The sequence below is a fragment of the Xanthomonas sp. NCPPB 2250 genome, assembly GCF_056725265.1.
Map to the genome: position 1 here is coordinate 1,852,136 of NZ_CM161520.1, position 24,656 is coordinate 1,876,791.

Below are 24,656 nucleotides of genomic sequence, written 5' to 3' on the forward strand. Positions count from 1 at the left end.
TGCTCATGTTCATCGTGTTGTTGCGTTTTGCCGCCGATCGCAGTCAGGCCGGGCCGTTGCTGCAGGCGCATGTGCAGTGGTTGCAGCAGGGCTTCGACGATGGCGTGTTCGCGCTGGCCGGGAGCCTGCCGCCGCAGGCCGGCGGCGCGATCCTGGCGCATGGCCTGAGCCGCGCCGACCTCGAGCGCCGGCTGCAGGCGGACCCGTTCGTTGCGGCCGGCGTGGTGCGCAGCGAAATCGTCGAGGTGGCGCCGGCCAAGGCCGCACCCGGCCTCGAGTTCCTGCTGGCATGAGCCGGCGTCGCGGCATCGACAGGACCAGCGCATGAACGCCACCATTCCCGGCCCGGACGGTCGCCCGCGTTGCCGCTGGTGCGCGGCGGCGCCGGAGTTCTTCCACTACCACGACAGCGAGTGGGGCCTTCCGGTCGACGACGACCGCCGCCTGTTCGAGAAGCTGTGCCTGGAGGGATTCCAGTCCGGGTTGAGCTGGCGCACCATCCTGGCCAAGCGCGAGAACTTCCGCGCGGCCTTCCTCGACTTCGATTACCAGCGCCTTGCCTTATTCGACGACGGCGACGTGGCGCGGCTGCTGCAGGATCCCGGGATCGTCCGCCACCGCGGCAAGATCGAGGCGGCCATCCACAATGCGCGCATGGCCCAGGCGCTGGTGCGGCAGGAAGGTTCGCTGGCGGCGTTCGTCTGGCGCTACGAGGCGCCGGCGGCGGACACCGCGCAAACGCGTGCGACCTCGCCCGAATCGGTGGCGTTGTCGAAGGCGCTGAAGGCGCGCGGCTGGAAGTTCGTCGGGCCGACCACGGTGTATGCCTTCATGCAGGCCATGGGCCTGGTCAACGATCACGCCGAGGACTGCGTGGTGCGTGCGCAGGTGGAACGGGCGCGGGCGCGTTTCCGCCGCCCCTGAGCGGCGGATGCGCGGGCCCGGCCGATCGTGGCGGGCGGGCCGCGATGGCGACGCGTCCGCGCCTCAGCGCGGCAGGTAATCGGCGAAGGCGATCAGATGCCGCGGATCGGCCGACTGCACCTGGTCGGCGTCCTTGACCAAGGCCTCGGCGTCGGGCGAAGGATTTGGGTTCATCTCCCAGCGCTGCTGGATGCGCTTGTGGAACAGCCACTGCTTGCGCTGCGGGTCGTAGCGGAAGGTGATGAAGTCGGTCCAGTGCTGGCCGCAGGAGACCCCGTTCTGCACGGTGAAGTAGCGACCCTTGGCCGCGAACGGTTCGTCGCCATCGGTGAACGGATCGCACTGGCCGCCCTCGTCGCGCTTGAGGATCACCCGGTCGTTGCGCGCCGCCAGCCGGTAGTGGCCGTCGCCCTGCTGCACGAAGATCAGCAGCGGTCGCGCCGGGGCCGGATCGCGCTGCGCCTCGCCGCGCTGCTGCAGCGCGACCAAATAATCGGCGCGGCCGTCGCCATCGAGATCGGCCTGCAACTGCGCCAGCGGCTGATAGCCGGCCGGCACCTGGCGCAGCACATCGGCGGGAAGGTCGGCTGCATGGGCGAGATGGCTGCCGAGCAGCAGGGCGGCGGCGACGCCGAGGCGGGACGGGGCGGGCATGGGCGTTTCGCAAGCGAAGGGGGCGCAAGCCTAACCGACCGGGTCGCGGGAGCGGAATCACGCGTCCGCCGGCGTCCTGTGCGCTGGTGGATCGTGGGGCGCGCGTCCGGCCGTCCCGCGCCAGAGCAGCGCCAGCGCACGGAGGCGTGTGCTGGCGGGCGCGGCGACGGCGGAGCGCGTTTTGTAATACCCTCGGCTCGTCCGGTCGTCCGTTCTGGCGCCGTTCAGCGAACGGGACGGTGAGGCTGCCGCAGGCGCTCCACCGCCACCAGGGGGCCAGGTCTCGGAGGAAAGAACTGCATGAATGAAACGCATCGCATCATTGGCTCCGTGCCGGCCGATCACGCTGGCGTGCTCTCGAAGGAACGCATCGTCGCCCAGCCCGGGTTCAACCGCTGGCTGGTGCCGCCGGCGGCGCTGGCCATCCATCTGTGCATCGGCATGGCCTACGGCTTCAGCGTGTTCTGGTTGCCGCTGTCCAAGGCGCTGGGCGTCACCGCGGCGGTGGCCTGTCCGCCCGACATGGGTTTCCTGGCGCGCATCGTCTCGGCCAGTTGCGACTGGAAGATCAGCGAACTGCAGTGGATGTACACGCTGTTCTTCGTGTTGCTGGGCTGCTCGGCGGCGCTGTGGGGCGGCTGGCTGGAACGCGCCGGCCCGCGCAAGGCCGGCGTGGTCGCGGCGCTGTGCTGGTGCGGCGGCTTGGTGATCTCGGCGCTGGGCATCCACCTGCACCAGATCTGGCTGCTGTGGCTGGGCTCGGGCGTGATCGGCGGCATCGGCCTGGGGCTGGGCTACATCTCGCCGGTGTCGACGCTGATCAAGTGGTTCCCGGACCGCCGCGGCATGGCCACCGGCATGGCGATCATGGGCTTCGGCGGCGGCGCGATGATCGGCAGCCCGCTGGCCGACGCGCTGATGCGGCATTTCGCCGGCCCCGACTCGGTGGGCGTGAAGGAAACCTTCCTGGTCATGGCCGGGCTGTATTTCGTGTTCATGATGGCCGGCGCGTTCGGTTACCGGGTGCCGCCGAGCGGCTGGACCCCGGCCGGCTGGACCGCGCCGACGGCCAGCGCCAACGCCATGATCACCGCCCATCACGTGCACGTGCGCAAGGTCTGGGGCATCCCGCAGTTCTGGCTGCTGTGGGGCGTGCTGTGCCTGAACGTGTCGGCCGGCATCGGCGTGATCGGCATGGCCTCGCCGATGCTGCAGGAGGTGTTCGGCGGCCGCCTGATCGGCGTCGATGCCGGCTTCGCCAGCCTCGACACCGCGCAACTGGCGGCCATCGCCGCCATCGCCGCCGGCTTCACCGGCCTGCTGAGCCTGTTCAACATCGGCGGGCGTTTCTTCTGGGCCAGCATGTCCGACAAGCTCGGCCGCAAGCACACCTACTCGCTGTTCTTCGTGCTCGGCATCGCCCTGTACGCGGCCGCGCCGTGGGCCGGCAAGTTCGGCGGCAGTGCGCTGTTCGTCGGCATCTTCTGCGTGATCGTGTCGATGTACGGCGGCGGCTTCGCCACCATCCCGGCCTACCTGGCCGACCTGTTCGGCACGCAGATGGTCGGCGCCATCCACGGCCGCCTGCTGACCGCCTGGGCCACCGCCGGCATCCTCGGCCCGGTGGTGGTGGGTTACATGCGCGAGTACCAGTTGGGCATGGGTGTGCCGCCGTCACAGGTGTACAACACCACCATGTACATCCTTGCCGGGATGCTGGTGCTGGGCCTGATCTGCAACCTGCTGGTACGGCCGGTCGCGGCCAGGCATTTCATGACGCCGGAGGAACTGGCGGCGGAGAAGCGGCTGGCGCACGAGCGGGTCGGCGGCAGCGGCCAGGCGGCGCTGGACGCGGCACAGCTGGCGCAGGTCGGCCGCGGCGGCAACCCGTTGTGGCTGATACTGGCCTGGCTGGCGGTCGGGGCGCCGATGCTGTGGGGCATCTGGGTCACCCTGCAGAAGGCGTTCGTGCTGTTCCACTGAGTCCGGAGGGTCGCGATGTATTCGGGTGCGTCATCCAGGCCGGGCGCGGTCGCGCGCGGTGTGTGTCGCCACCGCGACGGGCGCACGGCCCTCGCCCAGGACCTGGTCGCGGCCGAGGTGCCGGTGGCGTTCGCCTACAACGACACGCCCTTCGTGGTGATGATGGCCACGCCGGAAGACCTGGAGGATTTCGCGCTCGGCTTCTCGCTCAGCGAGGGCATCGTCGAGGCGCCGGCGCAGTTGCGCATCGAGGCGGTCGAAACGTATCTGGAAGGCGTGTCCCTGCGCCTGCGGATTCCGCCGACGCAGGCGGCGGCATTACAGGCGCGGCGCCGCAACCTGGACGGGCGCAGCGGCTGCGGCGTGTGCGGCAGCGAGTCACTGGAGGCGGTGTTGCGCGTGCCGCGGCCGGTGCCGGCCGGTACCCCGATCGCGCCCGAGGCACTGGCCCAGGCCCTGCGCGCGCTGCGCGCGCAGCAGACCCTCAACGCGCTGACCGGCGCCACCCATGCCGCGGCCTGGGCCGACGCGCGCGGCGAGCTGCAGCTGATCCGCGAGGACGTCGGCCGCCACAACGCGCTGGACAAGCTGATCGGCGCGCTGGCCGGCGCCGGTCTCGATCCGGCCGCCGGCTTCGCGGTGGTCACCAGCCGTGCCAGCTACGAAATGGCGATGAAGGCCTCGCAGGCCGGCATCCCCTTGCTGGCCGCCATTTCCGCGCCCACCGCGCTGGCCATCGCGCTCGCCGACAGCGCCGGCCTCACCCTGATCGGCTTCGCCCGCGATCACGATTACGTCGTCTACAGCCATCCGCAGCGCCTGGGGCAGCACGTCCCACCGCAGACCGAACCCGCCGGAGAGCCCGCATGAGCAAGAAGACCATCCAGCCGTACACGCAACCGGCCGGCGGTTGGGGCGCGTTGCGCGCCGTGGCCAAGCACCTGATGGAGCAGGACGTGGCGGTGCAGGGCGCCAAGACCCTGCTGCACGCCAACCAGCCCGATGGCTTCGACTGCCCCGGTTGCGCCTGGCCCGACCGCGACCACACCTCCACCTTCGAGTTCTGCGAGAACGGCGCCAAGGCGGTGGCGGCCGAATCCACCGCGCGCCGTGCCACCCCCGAGCTGTTCGCCCAGCACAGCGTCGCGCAACTGGCCCGCTACAGCGACTACTGGCTGGAAGGGCAGGGCCGGCTGACCCAGCCGCTGCGCTACGACGCCGACACCGACCACTACGTGCCGATCGACTGGGACGACGCGTTCGCGCTGATCGCCCAGCATCTCAATGGCCTGGCCTCGCCGAACGAGGCGATCTTCTACACCTCCGGCCGCACCAGCAACGAGGCCGCGTTCCTGTACCAGCTGTTCGTGCGCGAGTTCGGCACCAACAACTTCCCGGACTGCTCCAACATGTGCCACGAGCCGTCCGGCACCGCGCTCAAGGCGCAGATCGGGGTCGGCAAGGGCACGGTGTCGCTGCAGGATTTCGAACTGGCCGATGCGATCTTCATCTTCGGCCAGAACCCCGGTACCAACCATCCGCGCATGCTCGGCGAACTGCGCCAGGCGGCCAAGCGCGGCGCGGCGATCGTCTCGTTCAATCCGCTGCGCGAACGCGGCCTGGAGAAGTTCGCCGATCCGCAGGACAAGCTGCAGATGCTGCACAACGGCTCCACGCGCATCTCCTCGGACTACTTCCAGCTCAAGATCGGCGGCGACCTGGCGGCGGTGAAGGGCATCATCAAGCATGTGCTGGAGCGCGACGCCGAGGCGGCCAGCAGTGCTCAGCCGCGGCTGCTGGACCTGGAGTTCATCGCCGGCCATACCGTCGGCTTCGAGGCTTTCGCCGCCGAGGTCGCGGCCGAGCCGTGGGACACCATCGTCGAGGAGTCCGGGCTGAGCGAGGCCGAACTGCGCAAGGCCGGCGAGATCTACCTCAAGGCCGAGCGCCTGATCGCCTGCTGGGGCATGGGCATCACCCAGCACAAGCATTCGGTGGCGACTATCCAGATGATCGCCAACCTGCTGCTGCTGCGCGGCCATCTCGGCCGTCCCGGCGCCGGCGCCTGTCCGGTGCGCGGCCACAGCAACGTGCAGGGCGACCGCACGATGATGATCTACGAGAAGCCGCCGGAGGCGTTCCTGGACCGGCTGCAGGCGGTGTTCGGCTTCGCGCCGCCGCGCGCGCCCGGTTACGACACGGTCGGTGCGATCGAGGCGATGGCCGACGGCCGCGCCAAGGTGTTCTTCGCCATGGGCGGCAATTTCGCCACCGCCACCCCCGATACCGACGCGACCCATCGTGCGCTGCGCCGCTGCGAGCTCACCGTGCACGTCACCACCAAGCTCAACCGCAGCCACCTGGTGCACGGCCGCGACGCGCTGATCCTGCCGTGCCTGGGCCGCACCGAGATCGACATCCAGGAGGGCGGGCCGCAGCACGTGAGCGTCGAGGATTCGATGAGCATGGTGCACCTGTCCGGCGGCATCAATCCGCCGGCCTCGCCGCAGTTGCTGTCCGAGCCGGCCATCGTGGCGCGGCTGGCCGAGGCTACGCTGGGGGCGCGCAGCGCGATACGCTGGCGCTGGCTGGTGGCCGACTACGACCGCATCCGCGACCTGATCGGGCAGATGTTCGACGACTTCGCCGACTTCAACGCGCGGGTGCGGGTGCCGGGCGGCTTCCGCCTGTCCAACGGCGCGCGCGACCGCGAATGGGACACGCCGGAGGGCCGCGCGGTGTTCAAGGTGCATGCGGTGCCCACCGACAATCCGATCCACCGCGCGCGCCGTCAGCACCCCGGGCAACTGGTGTTCACCCTGGCGACCACGCGCTCGCACGATCAGTACAACACCACCATCTACGGCCTGGACGACCGCTACCGCGGCGTGTTCGGCGAGCGCCGGGTGCTGTTCATCAACGCGGCCGATATCGCCGATCTGGGCATGCATGCCGGCGACTGGGTGGACCTGCACAGCCTCTGCGAGGATGGCGTGCCGCGCCAGGCCAAGCGTTTCATGCTGGTCGAGTACAACATTCCGCGCGGCTGCCTGGCGGCCTACTACCCGGAGACCAATGCGCTGGTGCCCTTGTCCAGCTTCGCCGACGAGGCACGCACGCCGACCTCCAAGTCGATTCCGGTGGTGGTCACCGCGCATCTGGCCGACGCCGCCGCGGCCGCCCCGCGCGACATCGGTGTGGCGCTTGTCCGCTGATCCGCTGCTGACCGCGCGTCTGTTGCGATTGCTGGCCGAGGCGCCGGACGGCATGGCGCTGGCGCGTGTGTGCAAGCGCCTGGACGTGCGCATGAGCGTGCTGTTGCGCACGCTGGCCTGGCTCGGCGATGCCGAACTCGCCGGGCAGCCGGGACCGGGCTGGGTGCGGGTGGAGCGGCGCGGCGAACGCGAGATCGCGGTGCTTGCCGAGGCAGGCCGAGCCGCTGCGCAGGCGGCGGGTACTGCCTCGTCCTGAGTCCGGCGGTGGCCGTCGGGCCGGGCCTGTGATGCGCACCACGGGATGCACCGAGCCTGCCAGCGCATGGCGCATTTTTTCGCCGTGTCCGCGCCGCACGCGGTCAAGTTTGCTTCCACCATGCCGATGAGGCGATCACGCATCGCGGGTGTCGTGTCGTGTTCGCCAGGGCAGGACACCGGCACTGCGACAACGCGTGCAGGGCCCGATCCACCGACACGGCGCTCCGGGGAGGGGCCTGAGGATGTCCAGGTTGTTGTTCAAGCGCAGTCCGTTCTATTGGTCGTTGGCGACGCTGCTGATCGGCGCGGCGCTCACCACCGTGGTGGCGTTGCAACTGCAACGGGCCAACGCGCGGCACACGCAAGCGCAACTGGACGCGAAAGCCCACGTCGCCTTCGATCGCATCGAAGAGCTGCTGTCCAACTACGACCACGGCTTGCGCGGCATGCGCGGCATGATCGTCACCGCCGGCGACGAACTGCACGGCGATCAGGTGCTGCGCTACAGCCAGAGCCGCGATCTGCGCCGCGAGTTTCCGGGCGCGCGCGGCTTCGGCTTCATCCGCCGTGTCGCGGCGGCCGAGCAGGAACGCTTCGTCGCCACCGAGCGCGCGCTGGGGCGCAAGGACTTCGACATCCGGCAATTGGCGCCGCACAATGGCGACCGCTTCGTCATCCAGTACATCGAGCCGGTGGACAGCAACGCCGCGGCGCTGGGCCTGGACATCGCCTCGGAGTCGTCGCGCCGTAGCGCGGCCATGGCGGCGGCGCTGAGCGGCGAATCGCGTTTGACCGGGCCGATCACGCTGGTGCAGGCCGGCGCGCAGCATGCGCAGTCGTTCCTGTTGTTGCTGCCGGTCTACCGCAGCGCCACCACGCCGCCAGCGGCGGCGCAACGCCTACGCGAGCTGCGGGGCTGGACCTATGCGCCGCTGCTGATGCCGCAGGTGATGCAGGCGTTGGATCTGGATCCGCAGCGGATCGAACTGACGCTGAGCGACGAGAACGCGGATGCTGGCGCGACGCCGTTCTATCGCAATGTGCCGCAGGCCACGCTCGCGCAGGCGCCGCGTGCCGAGTTGCGGCGCGACGTGATGGGGCGGCACTGGCGGATGGACATGGTCGCCAGCCCGGCCTTCGTCGCCGCCAGCGCGCGCTGGTCGGTGCACGCCGCGGTGCTGGGTGGCGCGCTGCTCAGCGTGCTGGCGTCCGCACTGGCGTTCGCGCTGTGCAGCAATCACCTGCGGCGCCGGCAGATTGCCCGCGACCAGGCGAACCTGGTCGCGGTGGTGCAGAGCTCGGCCGACGGCATCATCGGCAAGACCCTGGAGGGCGTGGTCACCAGCTGGAACCGCGCTGCCGAACAACTGTTCGGTTTCAGCGAGGCCGAGGCGGTGGGCCGGCGCCTGGGCGAGCTGATCGTGCCGCCGGAACTGATGCACGAGGAGGAGTCTGTACTGCGGCGGATCGGACGCGGCGAGGACGTGCCGTATTTCGAGACCGTGCGCCGGCATGCCGACGGACGCCTGATCGACGTGCTGGTCAGCGTCTCGCCGATCTACAGCGCCGAAGGCCGGCCGATCGGCGCGTCCAAGACGGTGCGCGACATCTCCGAGCAGAAGGCGGTACGTGCGCAGATCCTGGCCCTGAACGCCACCCTGGAAAGCCAGGTGGCGGCGCGGACCGCCGAGTTGAGCCGCAGCACCGCGATGCTCGAAGGCGTGCTGAGCGCCGCGTCGGAAGTGGCGATCATCGCCACCGACCGCGACGGCACCATCACCCTGTTCAACACCGGCGCCGAGCGCCTGCTCGGCTACCGCCGCGAGGACGTGGTCGGCACGCTGAACCCCGGCGCGTTCCATCTGCCCGAGGAGGTGGCCGCCCGCGGCGCGATGCTGGCCGCCGAACTGGGGCATCCGGTGGAAGGCTTCCGCGTGTTCGTGGAAAAGGCCGAGCGCGATGGCGCCGACATCTGCGAGTGGACGTATGTGCGTCGCGACGGCGCGACCCGCCAGGTGAGCCTGGTGGTCACGGCGATCCGCACCGCACAGGGCGAACTCTCCGGCTACCTGGGCATCGCCCTGGACATCAGCGAACGGCAGGCCGCCGAGCGCTCGCTGGCGCGCAGCATGGCCCTGACCCAGGCGATCCTGGACACGGCGGTCAATCCCATCATCACCTTCGATGCGCGCGGCAAGGTACGCTCGGTCAATCGCGCCGGCGAGCGCGTGTTCGGGTACGGCGCCGAGGAGATCGTCGGTGAGGACGTGAGCCGGCTGATGCCCGAGGCGGCTTCCAGCCTGCATGCGGCGATGGCGGCCGACGTGCCGCCGACGGGTGCGTGGCCGGAACGCGTCGACAATGCCCGCGAACTGCAGGCAGTGCGCAAGAACGGCGACGCGTTCGCGATCGAGATCAGTCTCGGCACGATGTGGATGGACGGCGAGTGCCTGGTGGTCGGCGTCATCGCCGACATCACCGAGCGGCATCGCCAGCGCCAGGCGCTGACCCGCGCGCACGACCAGCTGGCGATGGCGGCCGACACCGCCGAACTCGGCATCTGGACCTGGACCCCGGGCGATGACGCGCTGGAATGCAACGAGCGCATGTACGACCTGTACGAGTGGCCTGCGGCCCTGCGCGAACGCGGCTTGCGCTATGCCGACTGGCGGGTGAAAGTGCATCCCGACGACATCGCGATGACCGAGGCCAGCCTGCAATCGGCGGTGGCGCACGGGACGGTCTACGACCCGGTGTTCCGGGTGCAGTGCAGCGACGGCGGCCTGCGGCATATCCAGGCCGGCGCGCATACCGAACGCGATGCGCAGGGCCGGGTCACCCGGGTCATCGGCATCAACCGCGACATCAGCGCGCAACTGCAGGCCGAGCAGGACCTGCGCCAGGCCAAGGCGCGCGCCGACGAGGCCAGCCAGGCCAAATCCTCGTTCCTGGCCAACATGAGCCACGAGATCCGCACGCCGATGAATGCGGTGCTGGGCATGCTGCAACTGCTGCAGCGCACCGCGCTGGATGCGCGCCAGGACGATTACGTGGGCAAGGCGCAGAAGGCCGGCAAGTCGCTGCTGAGCCTGCTCAACGACATCCTCGACTACTCCAAGATCGAGGCCGGCAAGCTGCAGCTGGACCTGCATCCGTTCCGCATCGAGGAGTTGCTGCGCGACCTGGCGGTGGTGCTGGCCGGCAATCACCAGCGGCCGGAAGTGGAGATCGTGTACCAGCTCGACCGTGGTATCCCCGATCGCGTGATCGGCGATGCGCTGCGCCTGCAGCAGGTGCTGATCAACCTGGCCGGCAACGCGCTCAAGTTCACCGAGCACGGGCATGTGCGCTTGCGCGTGGAACTGCTGCAGCGGCAGGCGCAGGCGGTAACCCTGCGGATGATCGTGGAGGACACCGGCATCGGCATCAGTGCCGAGCAGCAACAGCGCATCTTCCACAGCTTCACGCAGGCCGAGGCCTCGATCAGCCGCCGCTTCGGCGGCAGCGGCCTGGGCCTGGTGATCAGCCGGCGCTTGATCGGCATGATGGGCGGCGAGCTGCAGGTGCACAGCGTGCTCGGCGAGGGCAGCCGGTTCTGGTTCGATCTGCCGTTGATGCTGGATGCCAACGGCGAGGGGGCGGCTGGATGCGGCGGCGCGCATCCGCGGCATGTGCTGGTGGTCGACGACAGTGCGCTGGTGCGCGAGGTACTGACCGACGCGCTGGGCGCCTGCGGCTGGCAGGTGGAGGGCGTCGCCAGTGGCGAGGACGCGGTGGCGCGTGCGGTCGCGGCCGAGCGCGAGGGCGCACGCTTCGACGCCGTGTTGATGGATTGGCGCCTGCCCGGCATCGATGGCGTCACCGCGGCGGCGCAACTGCGCGCAGTGTGCGCCGCGCCGCCGTTGGTGCTGATGCTGACCGCCTACCAGAGCGAACTGCTGGGCCAGACCCAGCGCCACGTGTCGCCGCCGTTCGCCGATCACCTGGTCAAGCCGGTGACGCCGTGCCAGGTGATCGAAGCCCTGGAGCGGGCCTGGAGCGGGGGTGCCAGGATCGCTGCGCCAGTGCCGGCGTCGCAGCGCGTGGCGCGCCTGCCCGGGCTGCGCGTGCTGGTGGTCGAGGACAATGCGCTGAACCGGCAGGTGGCCGAGGAACTGCTGTGTGCGGAGGGCGCGCAGGTGGCGCTGGCCGAGGACGGCCTGTCCGGCGTGCAGTGCGTGCGCGACAGCGGCCAGGTCTTCGACGTGGTGGTGATGGACATGCAGATGCCGCGCGTGGACGGCCTGGAGGCGACCCGGCGCATCCGTGCCGATGCGCGTTTCGCGCGATTGCCGATCCTGGCGATGACCGCCAATGCGGCGCAGGACGACGTCGATGCCTGCCTGGCGGCGGGCATGGACGCGCATATCGGCAAGCCGATCGATCTGGAACAGATGGTGGAGGCGCTGCTGCGCCTGAGTGGCCGCGCCGCCGCGCCGGCATCGGTGGCCCCGCAGCCTGCGCCGTCCGCGCCGGCGGCGCCGGCTGCGCTCGATGCGATCCTGGCCCGGTTCGGCAACAACGCCGGCCTGTTCGTGCGCATGCTGGACGCCTTCGCCGAGGAGCACCGCACGCTGCTGCAGCGGGTCGAGGCGGCCTTGCGGCAGGGCGATGCCGGTGCCATTGCCGATGCCGCACACGCTTTGAAAGGCAGCGCCGCGACGCTGGGCGCCGCCACCCTGGCGCAGGCCGCTGCCGTGCTGGAGCAGGACGCCCGCGGCGGACGCCTGCCCGACGTCGCGGCGACGCTGGCGGCGCTGCGCGCGGCGGCCGCGCAGGATCTGGACGCGCTGCGCACCGCGGCCGCGCCGCTGCGCGCGCCCGCACCGCCTGCCGGCACGAACGCCATGGCCGAAGACGCCCTGCTGCCGTGGTTGCGCGCGCTGGAGCCGCTGCTGCGCCAGTCCGACCTGGCCGCATTGACCCTGCTGGAGCAGGCCCCGCCGACCATCGCCGGCGCCCAGGCTGGCGACGCGCTGCGCCTGCGCGAGCAGGTGCAGACGCTGCGCTTCGACGACGCCTTGGTCACGTTGAACGCCCTGTTGGAGACCGCTTCCCGATGAGCGATTTCGCTGCCTATCGACGCCTCGCCCCGCAGGGACGGCGCCCGCGCGTGCTGATCGTGGACGACCAGCCGATCAACATCCATGCGCTGCACGAACTGCTGCGCGACGCCTGCGAAGTCAGCATGGCGCTGGATGGCACGCGTGCACTGGCCTTGTGCCAGCAGCAGCCGCCGGACCTGGTGCTGCTGGACGTGATGATGCCGGAGCTGGACGGCCTGCAGGTCTGCCGCCGGCTCAAGGCCGACCCGGCGACCGCGGACATCCCGGTGGTGTTCGTCACCGGGCAGGATGCGCCGGAGGACGAGGTGGCCGCGCTGGAAGCCGGCGGCGCCGATTTCATCAGCAAGCCGGTGCAGCCGGTGGTGGTGCGGGCGCGGGTGCAGAATCATCTGATCATGAAGCTGCAGAGCGACCTGCTGCGCGAAGTCGCGTTGCTGGATGGGCTGACCGGGGTCGCCAACCGCCGCCGTTTCGACGACGCCCTGGCCACGCACTGGCAGGCCTGCCTGCGCGAAGGCAAGCCCTGCGGGGCGCTGATGATCGACGTGGACTACTTCAAGCGCTACAACGATCACTATGGCCATCAGCTCGGCGACGGCTGCCTGCGCGCCGTCGCCCAGGCGCTGGCCGGCTGCGTGCTGCGCCCGCACGATCTGCTCGCCCGCTATGGCGGCGAGGAGTTCGTGGCGTTGCTGCCGGGCAGCGATGCCGACGGCGTGCGCGAAGTGGCGCAGCGCATGCTGCAGCGGGTCGCCGAGCTGCAGCTGGCGCACGACGCCTCGCCGCTGGGGCCATGCGTGAGCATCAGCCTGGGCGGCGCGGTGGCGGTCCCTCAGGCCGACGCCAGCGCCGCACAACTGCTGGCGCAGGCCGACGCGCAGTTGTATCTGGCCAAGCAGGGCGGGCGCGCGCGGGCCTGCGTGGGGTGAGGCGCCGCGCCGGCGATCGTTGCCGGCGCAACCAAGCGCGTCGCCTCGGCGCCGATCTGCCAGAATCGGCCGATTGCCTGTCGATGTCGCCTCCATGACCGTTGCCGCGTCTCCCGTTCCGCCCGTCAACTCGCCGCGTCGCGTGCTGCTGGCCAGCCTGGTCGGCACCACCATCGAGTTCTTCGACTTCTACATCTACGCCACCGCCGCGGTGCTAGTGTTCCCCAAGCTGTTCTTCCCCGAAGGCGATGCCGATGCGGCGCAGCTGCAGTCGCTGGCGACCTTCGCCGTGGCCTTCGTCGCGCGGCCGCTGGGATCGGCGCTGTTCGGCCATTTCGGCGACCGCATCGGCCGCAAGGCCACCCTGGTCGCGGCGCTGCTGACCATGGGTCTGTCCACCGTGCTGATCGGCCTGCTGCCCGGCTACGACCGGATCGGCCTGTGGGCGCCGGCGCTGCTGGTGCTGTGCCGCTTCGGCCAGGGCCTGGGCCTGGGCGGGGAGTGGGGCGGGGCGGTGCTGCTGGCCACCGAGAACGCGCCGCCGGGCAAGCGCGCCTGGTACGGCATGTTCCCGCAGCTGGGCGCGCCCCTGGGCTTCCTGCTGTGTTCGGGCATCTTCCTGCTGCTGGGCGCGTTGCTGGACGAGGCGCAGTTCCTGCGCTGGGGCTGGCGCATTCCGTTCGTCGCCAGCGCCCTGCTGGTGATCACCGGGCTGTGGGTGCGCCTGCGCATCCACGAGACCCCGGACTTCCAGCGCGCCCTGGACCGCAACGAACGCGTGCGCCTGCCGATGCAGACGGTGCTCTCGCAGCACATCGGCGCGACGCTGCTGGGCACGTTCGCGGTGCTGGCGACCTTCGTGCTGTTTTACCTGATGACGGTGTTCGCGCTGGGCTACGGCACCACCACGCTGCACTACAGCCGCGAGCAGTTCCTGCTGCTGCAGATGGTCGGCATCCTGTTCTTCGCCGCCGGCATCCCGTTGTCGGCCTGGTACGGCGACCGTCGCGGCACGCGCCCGGCGATGCTGGTGGCCAGCGTGGCCATCGTCGCGTTCGGGCTGCTGTTCGCGCCGCTGTTCCAGGCCGGGCAGCCCTGGCAGGTGCTGGGCTTCCTGGCGCTGGGGTTCTTCTTCATGGGCCTGACCTACGGCCCCTGCGGCACGCTGCTGGCCGAATTGTTCCCGGTGCCGGTGCGCTACACCGGCGCCTCGCTGGCGTTCAACCTGGCGGGCATCGTCGGTGCGGCGCCGGCGCCGTACGTGGCGGTGTGGCTGGCCAAGCAGTACGGCCTGCCGTGGGTGGGCTACTACCTCAGCGCGGCGGCGCTGCTGACCTTGCTGGCCCTGCTGGCGATCAGGCGGCCGCGTCGCTGAGCGCCGGCTCCGCCGGCGGCGCGTGTTCGACCCGGTTGCGGCCGCCGGCCTTGGCCAGGTACAGGTACTTGTCGGCCTCGGTCAGCAGCGGATGCAGGGTCTGCCGCTGCGGACCGCTGCTGCTGACGCCGATGCTGATGGTCAGACGCAGGGTCTGCGTGCCCAGCGGAATCGCGAGGTCGGCGATGCGCGCGCGCAGGGTTTCGAAGTAATCGGCGGCCGCGGCGGGGTCCAGGCCCGGCACCAGCATGCAGAATTCCTCGCCGCCGAAGCGCGCCACCATGTCCTGCGGGCGCGCGTGCGCGGCCAGGGTGGCCGCCACCGCGCGCAGCGCTTCGTCGCCGGCCTCGTGGCCGAAGGTGTCGTTGATGTGCTTGAAATGGTCGATGTCGAGCATCGCCACGCCGACCGGCTCCTGCCGCGCCAGCCACTTTGCCAGCACGCGCTGGCTCTGTTCGAGGAAGTGCCGGCGGTTGGGCAGGCTGGTGAGGAAGTCGCGTGTCGCCAGGTCCTGCAGGGTGCCGATCAGCTCCAGCTGATCCACGTTCTGCGAGACCCGGCAGAAGAATTCCTCGCGCGAGAAGGGCTTGCGCAGGAAGTCGTTGGCGCCGTTCTTGAGGAAGCGCGGCACCAGCGACGGGTCGTTGTTGCCGGACAGGCCGATCACCGCCAGCATGTCGCGCGCGCGCAACGCGCGCAGCCGGCGGGTGAATTCCACGCCTTCCATGCCCGGCATTTCCTGGTCCACCACCGCCAGACGGATGGACGGATTGGCCTCGATCGCGCGCAGCCCGGCGGCGCCGTCGGCGGCCTCCACCACGCGGTAGCCGTACATCGACAGCAGGGAGGCGGCATAGGCGCGCGCCGACGGCGAGTCGTCCACCACCAGCGCGGTGATGGAGCGGTTGCGCGCCAGTCGCTGCACCAGCCAGGCCAGGTAGTCGATGCTGTCCGGTGCGTTCTTCAGGACGAAGTCGATGATCTGCTGGGTCAGGATGCGCTTGCGCAGGCTCTCGTCGTAGACCCCGCTGACCACCACCGTGGGCAGCCCGCGCGCGACGAAGAAGTCCACGACGGTGTCGCGGTCGCCGTCGGCCAGCACCAGCCCGGTCAGCGCCAGGAACCAGGGGCCGCCGTCATCCAGGGCGGCGGCGGCCTCGGCCAGGGTGGAGACCACCACGACCGGCAGTTCGACCCGTTGCTCGATCGCCGCGCGCAGCAGGTCGGTGAAGGTGCGCGAGTTTTCCACCAGCAGGATGCGCTGCTGTGCGGGGCTGCCGTCGGGGGCGATCGGGGCGATCGACAACGGGTGCGACATGCATGCCTCGCGGGCGGCAATCCAGGGGTGGAACCCGGTTAGCGGCCGTGTGCGCGCAAACTTGAGGGCGGCGCGGGTGCGTCGCTGGCTACCAGAGCGCGTCGCGCAGCTTGTACCAGGACATCGCCGCCACCAGCAGCGGCGTGCGCAGCAGGCGGCCGCCGGGAAAGGGCGCGTGCGGGATCCGCGCGAACACGTCCAGCCGCTGCGCCTGCCCGGCGATCGCCGCGGCGATGACCGCGCCGGCCAGGCCGGTGGCGGCCACCCCATGGCCGGAGAAGCCCTGCGCGAAATACACGTTCGGGGTCAGCCGGCCCCAATGCGGGGCGCGGTTGCGGGTGATGTCGACGTAGCCGCCCCACACCGCGTCCATCTCGACCTGGCGCAGTTGCGGGAACACCCGGCGCATGCGCCGGGTCATCACCCCGCGCAGGCCGGGCGGCGGCAGCGACGAATAGCTGGCGCGGCCGCCGAACAGCAGCCGGTGGTCGCGGCTGAGGCGGAAGTAGTCCAGCGCCCAGTTGACGTCGGCCACCGCCATGTCGTTGCCGATCAGCTCACGCGCCAACGCTTCGCCCAGCGGCGCGCTGGCGCCGATGTAGGTGCCGACCGGCATGATCCGCGATTCCAGTTCCGGAGCGATGCCGCGCAGCCAGGCATTGCCGGCGAGGATGGCGAACTCGCCCTCGACCTCGCCGTGCGCGCTGCGCAGGATCGGCCGCGCGCCGCGCACCAGTTGCGTGACCGGCGTCTGCTCGTAGATGCGCACGCCGGCCGCCAGTGCCGCGCGCGCCAGGCCACGCGCGTAGTCCAGCGGATGCAGGTGGCCGCTGGCCGCGTCGTACATCGCGCCCAGGTAGCGTGGGCTGCGCAACTGCGACTGCAACTGCGCGCGGTCCCACCACTGCAGCGGATAGTCGTAGCGCTGCGCCATCTCGATGATGCCGGCGCGCAACTCGCGTTCCTGGCGCGGCTTGATCGCCACGTGCGCATGGCCGTCGCGCCAGTCGCAGGCGATGCCATGGCGGGCGATGCGGGTACGCAGCAACTGCATGCCGTCCCGGGAGAAATCGAACAGCAGCCGCGCATCGTCCTGGCCGAGCAGGGCTTCCAGGGTGTGCTGTTCGCAGCCGTAGCCGACGATGGCCTGGCCGCCGTTGCGCCCGGACGCACCCCAGCCGACCCGCTGCGCCTCCAGCACCACCACCCGATACCCGACCTCGGCCAGTGCCAGCGCCGCACTCAGCCCGGTATAGCCCGCACCGAGGATGCACACATCGGCGCGTACCTGGCCGCGCAGCGGCGCCTGCGCCGGGAACGGCGTGGCGCTGTCGGTGTACCAGTTGCGGGCGGAAGCAGGCATGGGATTAGGGATTGGGGATTGGGAATTGAGATCAGCGATAGCGTGATGGACCTTCGGCGGGCGTAAATCTCCTTGTAACGAATCCCCAATCCCGAATGCCCAATCCCCGCTCCTCACACCGTCCGCAAATACCAGCGATAGTCCACATCGCTGACCTGCGCCTGGAAATCCAGCAGCTCGCGGCGCTTCTGCTGGCCGTAGATATGCCGGAAGCGCGTGCCGAACGCGGTGGCGGCGAAGTCGCTGTCCACGAAGCGGGCGATCGCGCTGCGCCAGTCCGGTTCGCGTGCGGCGTGTTGCGCGTAGGCGTTGCCCTGGGTCGGCGGGCCGGGGTCGAGGCCCTGCGCCAGGCCGTGTTCGATGCCGGCCAGCACCGCCGCGACGACCAGGTAGGGATTGGCGTCGGCGCCGGCGATGCGGTGTTCGATGCGGGTGTTGGCCGGGTCGCTGTGCGGCACCCGCATCGCCACGGTGCGGTTGTTGAAGCCCCAGCTGTCGTTGAGCGGGACGAAGGCATTGGCGACGAAGCGCCGGTAGCTGTTGGCGTGCGGGGCGAACAGCAGCAGGCAGTCCTCGGCGCTGTGCTGCAATCCGCCGATGGCATGGCACAGGGGCGCGGCCGGCGCCTGCGGGGTGCAGGCGAACACGTTGTGGCCGGCATCGTCGAGCAGGCTCACGTGCACGTGCAGACCGCTGCCGGATTGCGCGGCGAACGGCTTGGCCATGAAGCTGGCAAGCAGGCCCTGCTGCTGCGCGATCGCCTTGATCGCGCGCTTGAGCAGCACCGCATCGTCGCAGGCGGCCAGCGCATCGGCGCGGTGCTTGAGGTTGATCTCGAACTGGCCGGGCGCGTATTCGGCGACCGCGGTGTCGGCCGGGATGCCCTGCGCGCGGCAGGCCTGCGCGACCGCGTCGGTGAAGCCGCGCTGGTCGTCCAGTTCCTGCATGTAATAGACCTGGGTGCTGTCGTTGCGCAGTCCGCTGTGGGCGTGCAGCGGCGGCTGCGGGCGGCCGTGCGCGTCGGCGTGCGGGTCGAACAGGTAGAACTCCAGCTCCACCGCGATCACCGGCGTCAGCCCGCGTGCCTGCAGGCGTGCCAGCACCTGCGCCAGCACCTGGCGCGGGGCGAAGTCGAGCGCGCCGCCGGCGCCGTCCTGCATCGCCAGCAGCAGTTGCGCCGACGGCACCGGCGCCCACGGTACCGGCCGCAGACTGCCCGGCACCGGGAAGCACAGCCGATCTTCGTCGCCGATGTCGTAGCCCAGCCCGGTTTCCTCGACGGTATTGCCGGTGATGTCGGTGGCGATCAGCGACATCGGCAGGCACACCCCGTCTCGGTAGACCTTGTCCAACGCGTCGCGGGCGATGCGCTTGCCGCGCAGCAGGCCGTTGCAGTCCGGCAGCAGCAGGTCGACCTGCTCGCAGCCGGCGATACGCTGCAGGGTCTGGGCATCGTCCGGGGGCAGCAGCGGGGCGTCGTGCATGCGGGTCACATCGCGGCGGACGGCGGGAGTGCTTCGAGCTTAGCAGAGCGCCATGGCGTCAAGAATACTCAACAGCGGCAGGCGGCGACGTGCCGACGCTCGCTCGCGCGGCACGCTGGCCGTGTTGCGCTTTTGCGGCATGGCAGCGGAGATTTTGCGGCATCGTGCAGGCCGGTATCGCGTCTGCAGGTGTGTTGTGCGCCGTGTCCCACTGCGTGTCGTGTTGTAAAAATAAAACGCTCGCGGTAACTTGCGAGGACGCCACACGAGTTCTTCGCATGGCCGTATCGCCCTTGGTCGGCGTGCCGACCGACCGCAAGCTCATCGGCCATCATCCGTTCCTGGCCGCGGGCGAAAAGTATCTGCGCGCCGCCGTCGACGGGGCGGGGGTGACCCCGGTGCTGCTGCCGTCGCTGCAGCCCCCGGTCGACGCCCGCGCCTGGCTGACGCGGCTCGATGGCCTGCTGCTGACCGGCGCGGCCAGCAACATCGAGCCACATCATTACAGCGACGAGCTAAGCTGGCTCGGCAACCTGCATGACCCGGCGCGCGACGCCAACACGCTGGACCTGATTCCGCAGGCGATCTCGCTGGGCCTGCCGATCCTGGCGATCTGCCGCGGCTTCCAGGAAGTCAACGTCGCCCTCGGCGGCACCCTGCACCAGAAGGTGCATGCGCAGCCGGGGCTGTCCGATCACCGCGAGGATCCGCGGGCGACGCTGGAGGCGCAGTACGCGCCGGCGCACGAGGTGGCGCTGAGCGAAGGCGGCTGGCTGGAGGAGATCGCCGGCCGCGGGCGGGTGCGGGTCAACTCGCTGCACGGGCAGGGCGTGGCCCGGCTCGGCGGCGACCTGATCGTCGAGGCGCTGGCGCCGGACGGACTGATCGAGGCCTTCCGCGGCATCGGCCCCGGTTTCCTGCTCGGTGTGCAATGGCATCCGGAGTGGCGGGTCCTCGACGACCCGTTCTATCTCGGCATCTTCCAATCCTTCGGCGACGCCTGTCGCCACTATGCGGCCAGCCGCAGGCACTGATTCCCATGGCCAGTCGACCCCGATCGCGCAAGCACACCCCGGAACAACAGGAAAGCTCGCTGCGGCGCTGGCTCAAGGAACGCCACATCACCGAGGTCGAATGCCTGGTGCCGGACATCACCGGCAACGCGCGCGGCAAGATCATTCCCGCCGCCAAGTTCTCGCACGACTACGGCACGCGCCTGCCAGAGGGCATCTTCGCCACCACCGTCACCGGCGACTACCCGGACGACTACTACGACCTGACGTCGCCGTCGGATTCGGACATGCAGCTGCGCCCGGACCCGGACACGGTGCGCATGGTGCCGTGGGCCGCCGACCCGACCGCGCAGGTGATCCACGATTGCTATACCAAGGAAGGCCAGCCGCACGAACTGGCGCCGCGCAACGTGCTGCGCCGGGTGCTGGAGGCGTATGCGGCGATCGGCTGCAAGCCGGTGGTGGCGCCGGAGCTGGAGTTCTTCCTGGTGCAGAAGAACACCGACCCGGACTTTCCGTTGCTGCCGCCGGCCGGCCGCTCGGGTCGGCCGGAGACGGCACGGCAGTCGTACTCGATCGACGCGGTCAACGAGTTTGATCCGATCCTTGACCTGATGTACGACTATTGCGACGCGATGGAACTGGACGTGGACACGCTGATCCACGAATCCGGCGCGGCGCAGCTGGAGGTCAACTTCACCCACGACGACGCGCTGTCGCGCGCCGACCAGGTGTTCCTGTTCAAGCGCACCATGCGCGAGGCGGCGCTGCGCCACGGCGTCTACGCCACCTTCCTGGCCAAGCCGATGGAGAACGAGCCTGGCAGTGCGATGCACATCCACCAGAGCCTGGTGGACAAGCACGGCAAGAACGTCTTCAGCGGCCGCCGCGCCGGGGAGTACAGCCGCACCTTCGCCCATTACCTGGCGGGCCTGCAGAAGTACGTGCCGATGGCGATGGCGTTCTTCGCGCCCAACGTCAATTCCTACCGGCGGTTGATGTTCGGCGAGGTGTCGCCGAGCAATGTGCTGTGGGGCTTCGACAACCGCACCTGCGGCCTGCGCGTGCCGATCGACACGATCGAGAACATGCGTGTGGAGAGCCGCTTCGCCGGTTCCGACGCCAATCCGTACCTGGCGATGGCGGCGACGCTGGCCTGCGGCCTGCTCGGGATCCGCGAAAAGCTCGAACCGACCGAGCCGACCACCGGCAGTGGCAAGGAGATGGGCTATCAGTTGCCGCGCTCGCTGGGCGAGGCGCTGGACGAGCTGGAGCGGTGCGGGCCGTTGCAGGAGTTGCTGGGGCCGCGCTTCGTGCGGGCGTACATTTCGGTCAAGCGCAAGGAGTATGAGACGTTCTTCCGGGTGATCAGTTCGTGGGAGCGGGAGTTCTTGTTGTTGAACGTGTGAGTTGCTGGTGGCTTTCGTACGCATCGTTTGCGACGGAATTGCCTACGCGCTCTGCAGTAGATTCGTTCCTGCCGTTGCCGTTGCTGTTGCTGTTGCTGTTGCTTCGGTTGTTGCTTTTGACTTACCGGGTTCCCTTCCGAAGCGGCGGCCATCGCGGGGAAAAACCCTAAGGGCGGCGTACATGGATGTACGCCGTCCGCGGCAGGGGCAGGATGCCCCTTCCGCGGATCCCCGTGATGGACGCGGACCCGGAGCGCGCAGCGCGGAGGGCGCGAAGGCAGGGCGCGCTTTCTTTTGGTTACCTTTTCTTTGCGCGAGCAAAGAAAAGTAACTCGCCCGAAAGGGCGAAAGCCTTTGCTTTTGACTGACGCATCAGATGAAGTGAACTGTAGGAGCGGCTTTAGCCGCGACAGCCACAATGGACTTTCGCTGTCGCGGCTGAAGCCGCTCCTACAATCCAGCGGCGGCCGCCGTAGGAGCAGGTGCAAGAGCAAAGCTTTCGCCTGGCGGCGAGTCACTTTTCTTTGCTTGTGCAAAGAAAAGTAACCAAAAGAAAGCACACCCTGCCTCGCGCCCTCCGCGCTAACGCGCTCCGGGTCCGCGTCCAACCCGGGGATTCGCGGAAGGGGCATCCTGCCCCTGCCGCGAACGGCGCACGTCCATGTGCGCCGCCCCTTCGGGGTTTTTCCCCAGGCCGGCCGCCGCTTCGGAAGGGAACCCGGTAAATCAAAAGCAACGGCAAAGGCAAAGGCAACAACAGCAACAGCAAGAGCAGCAGCAACAGCAAGAGCAAAGCTTGGCCGCGGTAGCGGCCTTGGTACCGACATTGGAGTGGACATGGACCGGATCGACACGCGCGCCCTGCAGGACCTGGATGCCGCGCACCACCTGCACCCGTTCAACGACAACGCCGCCCTGGCGCAGAAAGGCACCCGCATCCTCACCCGCGGCGACGGCGCCTACGTCTGGGATGCCGACGGCAACCAGTTGCTGGATGCCTTCGCCGGCCTGTGGTGCGTCAACGTCGGCTACGGGCGCAAGGAACTGGGCCAGGCCGCCGCGCGGCAGATGGAACAGCTGGCGTACTACAACAGCTTCTTCCAGTGCACCACCGAACCGACCATCCGCCTGGCCGCCAAGCTCGCCGAACTGGCGCCGGGCGACCTCGACCATGCCTTCTTCACCAACTCCGGCTCCGAGGCCAACGACACCATCCTGCGCCTGGTGCGGCACTTCTGGGCCGTGCAGGACCAGCCGCAGAAGACCATCTTCATCGGCCGCCACGACGGCTACCACGGCACCACCATGGCCGGTGCCAGCCTCGGTGGGATGAAGGGCATGCACCGCCAGGGCGGCCTGCCGATCCCCGACATCCACCACATCGATCCGCCATATGGCTTCGGCGACGGCTGCGACATGGATCCGGACGAGTACGGGCTGCTGGCCGCGCGGCGGCTGGAGGACAAGATCCTGGAACTGGGGCCGGAGCGGGTGGCCGCGTTCATCGGCGAGCCGATCATGGGCGCGATCGGCGTGTACATCCCGCCGCGCAGCTACTGGCCGGAGATCGAGCGCATCTGCCGCCGCTACGACGTGCTGCTGGTCGCCGACGAGGTGATCTGCGGCTTCGGCCGCACCGGCGAATGGTTCGGATCGCAGCACTTCGGCTTCCAGCCGGACGTGATGACCATCGCCAAGGGCATCACGTCCGGCTACATCCCGCTCGGCGCGGCCATGTTCGGCACGCGCGTGGCCACGGTGCTGAAGGAGCAGGGCGGCGAGTTGGCGCATGGCTGCACCTATTCCGGGCACCCGGTGTGCGCGGCGGTGGCGCTGGAGAACCTGCGCCTGCTGCAGGACGAGGGCATCGTCGAACGCGCGCGCAGCGAGATCGCGCCGTACCTGGCGCAACGCTGGGCCGAGCTGGGCGAGCACCGGCTGGTGGGCGAGGCGCGCATCGTCGGCATGATCGGCGCGCTGGAACTGGTGCCGGACAAGCCGCGGCGGCACTACTTCCCCGAGCGCGGCAAGGTCGGCGCATTGTGCCGCGACAATGCGCTGCGCCGCGGCCTGATCCTGCGCGCCACCAACGATGCGATGCTGCTGTCGCCGCCGCTGATCCTCAGCCGTGCCCAGGTCGACGAACTGTTCGACAAGGCCTGGCTGGCGCTGGAGGATACGGCCCAGGCGCTGGGCAAATAGCCCGGCGCTGGGTAGTCTGGAACGTCCACCCCGGATCCGGCGCGCGGCGCCGATCCTCCCCCTCTTGCCCATGGACCTGCGGAGACCTGCCATGACCTTGCGACTGCTCACTCTTTCCCTGGCCACGGCGCTGCTCGCCGGCTGCGGCGGCTCCGGCAGCGATGCGGACAAGGCGGGGCAGGGCGAGGCGAAGGTCCTCAACGTCTACAACTACTCGGACTACATCGCCGAGAACACGATTCCCGACTTCGAGAAGCAGTCCGGCATCAAGGTCACCTACGACGTCTTCGACAGCGACGAGATGGTGGAGACCAAGCTGCTGGCCGGCGGCAGCGGCTACGACGTGGTGGTGCCGACGCTGAACTTCTTCGGCCGGCAGATCCAGGCCGGCGTGTTCCTGCCGCTGGACAAGAGCAAGATCCCGAACCTGGCCAATCTCGATCCGCAGATCATGCAGCGCATCGCGCAGCAGGACCCGGGCAACAAGTACGGCGTGCCGTACATGGTCGGCACCACCGGCATCGGCTACAACGTGGACAAGGTCAAGGCCGCGTTCGGCAGCACCGACATCGCCAACAGCTGGGACCTGGTGTTCAAGCCGGAGAATCTGTCCAAGCTCAAGGACTGCGGCGTGACCCTGCTGGACACGCCCTCGGACCTGATCCCGATCGCACTGCACTACCTGGGCGAGGATCCGCACAGCACCGACCCGGCCAAGATCGAGCAGGCCGCGGCGCTGATCAAGCGCATCCGCCCGTATGTGCAGAACTTCCACTCCTCGCAGTACGTGACCTCGCTGGCCAACGGCAGTACCTGCCTGGCGGTGGGCTGGTCCGGCGACATCATCCAGGCCCGCGACCGCGCCGAGGAAGCCAAGAACGGCGTGCACGTGGCCTATTCGATTCCCAAGGAAGGCGCGCCGCAGTGGTTCGACATGCTGGCCATTCCCAAGGACGCCAAGCATCCGGAGAACGCCTACGCGTTCATCAACTACCTGCTGACGCCCAAGGTGGCCGCGGCCAATACCGACTTCATCCACTACGCCAACCCGGTGCCGCAGGCGACCCCGCTGGTGGACGCGGCGATCCGCAACGATCCCACCATCTATCCGCCGCCGGAAGTGGCCGCGAAGATGTTCACCTATTCGATCAACCCGCCCGAGGTGGACAAGCTGTACACCCGCCTGTGGACGGAGATCAAGACCGGCCGCTGAGCCGGTGGTGTTGCGGTCCGGGTAAGGCTTTGCGGGTTGCCCCGGACCGCTATCGCGCTGCGCTTGCCCGAGCGACCAGGGTAAGCGTAAGCGGCTGTTGTGGGAGGGACTTCAGTCCCGACGTCATGCCGCCCAGGACGCATCGTGTCTTCGCTCGTCGCGGCTGAAGCCGCTCCTACCCCTTTTACCGGTGCACGCAGGCACCGCGCCG

17 protein-coding genes are annotated in these 24,656 nt (G+C 69.4%); 13 read left to right on the forward strand and 4 right to left on the reverse strand.

Translation table 11 applies throughout. From position 1 onward, the window contains the following. Window positions 1–5 precede the first annotated feature (5 nt). Both AC1PMG_RS07710 and AC1PMG_RS07715 read left to right on the forward strand, forming a co-directional pair. Window positions 6–293, forward strand: a complete 288-nt coding sequence (locus AC1PMG_RS07710; RefSeq protein ID WP_017915756.1) for a YciI family protein — start codon at window positions 6–8, stop codon at window positions 291–293. A 31-nt stretch (window positions 294–324) separates the two neighbouring features. Then, window positions 325–924 carry a DNA-3-methyladenine glycosylase I gene (locus tag AC1PMG_RS07715; protein WP_481111201.1) on the forward strand — a complete coding sequence of 200 codons (600 nt, stop codon included), beginning with the start codon at window positions 325–327 and terminating at the stop codon, window positions 922–924. A 63-nt stretch (window positions 925–987) separates the two neighbouring features. Here the strand turns inward: AC1PMG_RS07715 and AC1PMG_RS07720 are convergent, their stop codons facing one another. Beyond that, window positions 988–1,578, reverse strand: a complete 591-nt coding sequence (locus AC1PMG_RS07720) for a hypothetical protein (RefSeq protein WP_481111202.1) — start codon at window positions 1,576–1,578, stop codon at window positions 988–990. 300 nt (window positions 1,579–1,878) lie between these two features. Here AC1PMG_RS07720 and AC1PMG_RS07725 point away from each other — a divergent pair, with 300 nt between their 5' ends. The 7 genes from AC1PMG_RS07725 to AC1PMG_RS07755 all read left to right on the forward strand — a co-directional run bounded on the left by AC1PMG_RS07725 (window position 1,879) and on the right by AC1PMG_RS07755 (window position 14,443). Further along, window positions 1,879–3,561 carry an OFA family MFS transporter gene (locus AC1PMG_RS07725; protein ID WP_481111203.1) on the forward strand — a complete coding sequence of 561 codons (1,683 nt, stop codon included), beginning with the start codon at window positions 1,879–1,881 and terminating at the stop codon, window positions 3,559–3,561. Between the two features lie 15 nt (window positions 3,562–3,576). Further along, complete coding sequence (gene fdhD / locus AC1PMG_RS07730) at window positions 3,577–4,431, forward strand: formate dehydrogenase accessory sulfurtransferase FdhD (RefSeq protein WP_481111204.1); 855 nt, start codon at window positions 3,577–3,579, stop codon at window positions 4,429–4,431. Beyond that, the gene (locus tag AC1PMG_RS07735) at window positions 4,428–6,776 is read left to right on the forward strand and encodes an FdhF/YdeP family oxidoreductase (protein ID WP_481111205.1); all 2,349 of its coding nucleotides are present in this window, start codon (window positions 4,428–4,430) and stop codon (window positions 6,774–6,776) included. The genes fdhD and AC1PMG_RS07735 overlap by 4 nt, the downstream gene beginning before the upstream one ends. Next, the gene (locus tag AC1PMG_RS07740; protein WP_481111206.1) at window positions 6,766–7,032 is read left to right on the forward strand and encodes a hypothetical protein; all 267 of its coding nucleotides are present in this window, start codon (window positions 6,766–6,768) and stop codon (window positions 7,030–7,032) included. Before AC1PMG_RS07735 ends, AC1PMG_RS07740 begins: the two co-directional genes overlap by 11 nt. Window positions 7,033–7,276: 244 nt before the next feature. Continuing rightward, on the forward strand, window positions 7,277–12,136 hold the full coding sequence (locus tag AC1PMG_RS07745) for a PAS domain S-box protein (RefSeq protein WP_481111207.1): 4,860 nt from the start codon (window positions 7,277–7,279) through the stop codon (window positions 12,134–12,136). Further along, a complete protein-coding gene (locus AC1PMG_RS07750; protein WP_481111208.1) occupies window positions 12,133–13,068 on the forward strand; it encodes a diguanylate cyclase domain-containing protein in 936 nt (311 codons plus the stop codon). Before AC1PMG_RS07745 ends, AC1PMG_RS07750 begins: the two co-directional genes overlap by 4 nt. Window positions 13,069–13,162: 94 nt before the next feature. After that, window positions 13,163–14,443: an MFS transporter gene (locus tag AC1PMG_RS07755; protein ID WP_481111209.1), complete on the forward strand. Its 1,281-nt coding sequence runs from the start codon at window positions 13,163–13,165 to the stop codon at window positions 14,441–14,443. Here AC1PMG_RS07755 and AC1PMG_RS07760 read toward each other — a convergent pair. The 3 genes from AC1PMG_RS07760 to AC1PMG_RS07770 form a co-directional block, all read right to left on the reverse strand. Beyond that, window positions 14,424–15,761 carry a GGDEF domain-containing response regulator gene (locus AC1PMG_RS07760; protein WP_481111210.1) on the reverse strand — a complete coding sequence of 446 codons (1,338 nt, stop codon included), beginning with the start codon at window positions 15,759–15,761 and terminating at the stop codon, window positions 14,424–14,426. The genes AC1PMG_RS07755 and AC1PMG_RS07760 overlap by 20 nt on opposite strands. An 88-nt stretch (window positions 15,762–15,849) precedes the next feature. After that, window positions 15,850–17,124: an NAD(P)/FAD-dependent oxidoreductase gene (locus AC1PMG_RS07765; RefSeq protein ID WP_481111211.1), complete on the reverse strand. Its 1,275-nt coding sequence runs from the start codon at window positions 17,122–17,124 to the stop codon at window positions 15,850–15,852. Between the two features lie 113 nt (window positions 17,125–17,237). After that, entirely contained in the window at window positions 17,238–18,608 is a 1,371-nt protein-coding gene (locus AC1PMG_RS07770) for a glutamine synthetase family protein (protein ID WP_481111212.1), read from the reverse strand. Window positions 18,609–18,886: 278 nt separating this feature from the next. Here AC1PMG_RS07770 and AC1PMG_RS07775 point away from each other — a divergent pair, with 278 nt between their 5' ends. The 4 genes from AC1PMG_RS07775 to AC1PMG_RS07790 all read left to right on the forward strand — a co-directional run bounded on the left by AC1PMG_RS07775 (window position 18,887) and on the right by AC1PMG_RS07790 (window position 24,445). Further along, window positions 18,887–19,642: a gamma-glutamyl-gamma-aminobutyrate hydrolase family protein gene (locus tag AC1PMG_RS07775; RefSeq protein ID WP_481111213.1), complete on the forward strand. Its 756-nt coding sequence runs from the start codon at window positions 18,887–18,889 to the stop codon at window positions 19,640–19,642. A 5-nt stretch (window positions 19,643–19,647) separates the two neighbouring features. Next, window positions 19,648–21,030, forward strand: coding sequence for a glutamine synthetase family protein (locus tag AC1PMG_RS07780; protein WP_342072168.1), 1,383 nt, complete (start codon window positions 19,648–19,650; stop codon window positions 21,028–21,030). A gap of 837 nt (window positions 21,031–21,867) precedes the next feature. Beyond that, a complete protein-coding gene (locus tag AC1PMG_RS07785; RefSeq protein ID WP_481111214.1) occupies window positions 21,868–23,232 on the forward strand; it encodes an aspartate aminotransferase family protein in 1,365 nt (454 codons plus the stop codon). Between the two features lie 91 nt (window positions 23,233–23,323). After that, window positions 23,324–24,445 carry a polyamine ABC transporter substrate-binding protein gene (locus tag AC1PMG_RS07790; RefSeq protein WP_342072166.1) on the forward strand — a complete coding sequence of 374 codons (1,122 nt, stop codon included), beginning with the start codon at window positions 23,324–23,326 and terminating at the stop codon, window positions 24,443–24,445. The last annotated feature ends 211 nt before the right edge of the window (window positions 24,446–24,656 follow it).

Bases quoted from the DNA above. Each gene is read 5' to 3' on its own strand.
- AC1PMG_RS07765 (WP_481111211.1), bottom strand. From the start codon at position 17,124: ATGCCTGCTTCCGCCCGCAACTGGTACACCGACAGCGCCACGCCGTTC.
- AC1PMG_RS07745 (WP_481111207.1), top strand. From the start codon at position 7,277: ATGTCCAGGTTGTTGTTCAAGCGCAGTCCGTTCTATTGGTCGTTGGCG.
- AC1PMG_RS07790 (WP_342072166.1), top strand. From the start codon at position 23,324: ATGACCTTGCGACTGCTCACTCTTTCCCTGGCCACGGCGCTGCTCGCC.
- AC1PMG_RS07755 (WP_481111209.1), top strand. From the start codon at position 13,163: ATGACCGTTGCCGCGTCTCCCGTTCCGCCCGTCAACTCGCCGCGTCGC.
- AC1PMG_RS07715 (WP_481111201.1), top strand. From the start codon at position 325: ATGAACGCCACCATTCCCGGCCCGGACGGTCGCCCGCGTTGCCGCTGG.
- AC1PMG_RS07750 (WP_481111208.1), top strand. From the start codon at position 12,133: ATGAGCGATTTCGCTGCCTATCGACGCCTCGCCCCGCAGGGACGGCGC.
- AC1PMG_RS07720 (WP_481111202.1), bottom strand. From the start codon at position 1,578: ATGCCCGCCCCGTCCCGCCTCGGCGTCGCCGCCGCCCTGCTGCTCGGC.
- AC1PMG_RS07785 (WP_481111214.1), top strand. From the start codon at position 21,868: ATGGACCGGATCGACACGCGCGCCCTGCAGGACCTGGATGCCGCGCAC.
- AC1PMG_RS07770 (WP_481111212.1), bottom strand. From the start codon at position 18,608: ATGCACGACGCCCCGCTGCTGCCCCCGGACGATGCCCAGACCCTGCAG.
- AC1PMG_RS07725 (WP_481111203.1), top strand. From the start codon at position 1,879: ATGAATGAAACGCATCGCATCATTGGCTCCGTGCCGGCCGATCACGCT.
- AC1PMG_RS07710 (WP_017915756.1), top strand. From the start codon at position 6: ATGTTCATCGTGTTGTTGCGTTTTGCCGCCGATCGCAGTCAGGCCGGG.
- AC1PMG_RS07735 (WP_481111205.1), top strand. From the start codon at position 4,428: ATGAGCAAGAAGACCATCCAGCCGTACACGCAACCGGCCGGCGGTTGG.
- AC1PMG_RS07760 (WP_481111210.1), bottom strand. From the start codon at position 15,761: ATGTCGCACCCGTTGTCGATCGCCCCGATCGCCCCCGACGGCAGCCCC.
- AC1PMG_RS07780 (WP_342072168.1), top strand. From the start codon at position 19,648: ATGGCCAGTCGACCCCGATCGCGCAAGCACACCCCGGAACAACAGGAA.
- AC1PMG_RS07775 (WP_481111213.1), top strand. From the start codon at position 18,887: ATGGCCGTATCGCCCTTGGTCGGCGTGCCGACCGACCGCAAGCTCATC.
- fdhD (WP_481111204.1), top strand. From the start codon at position 3,577: ATGTATTCGGGTGCGTCATCCAGGCCGGGCGCGGTCGCGCGCGGTGTG.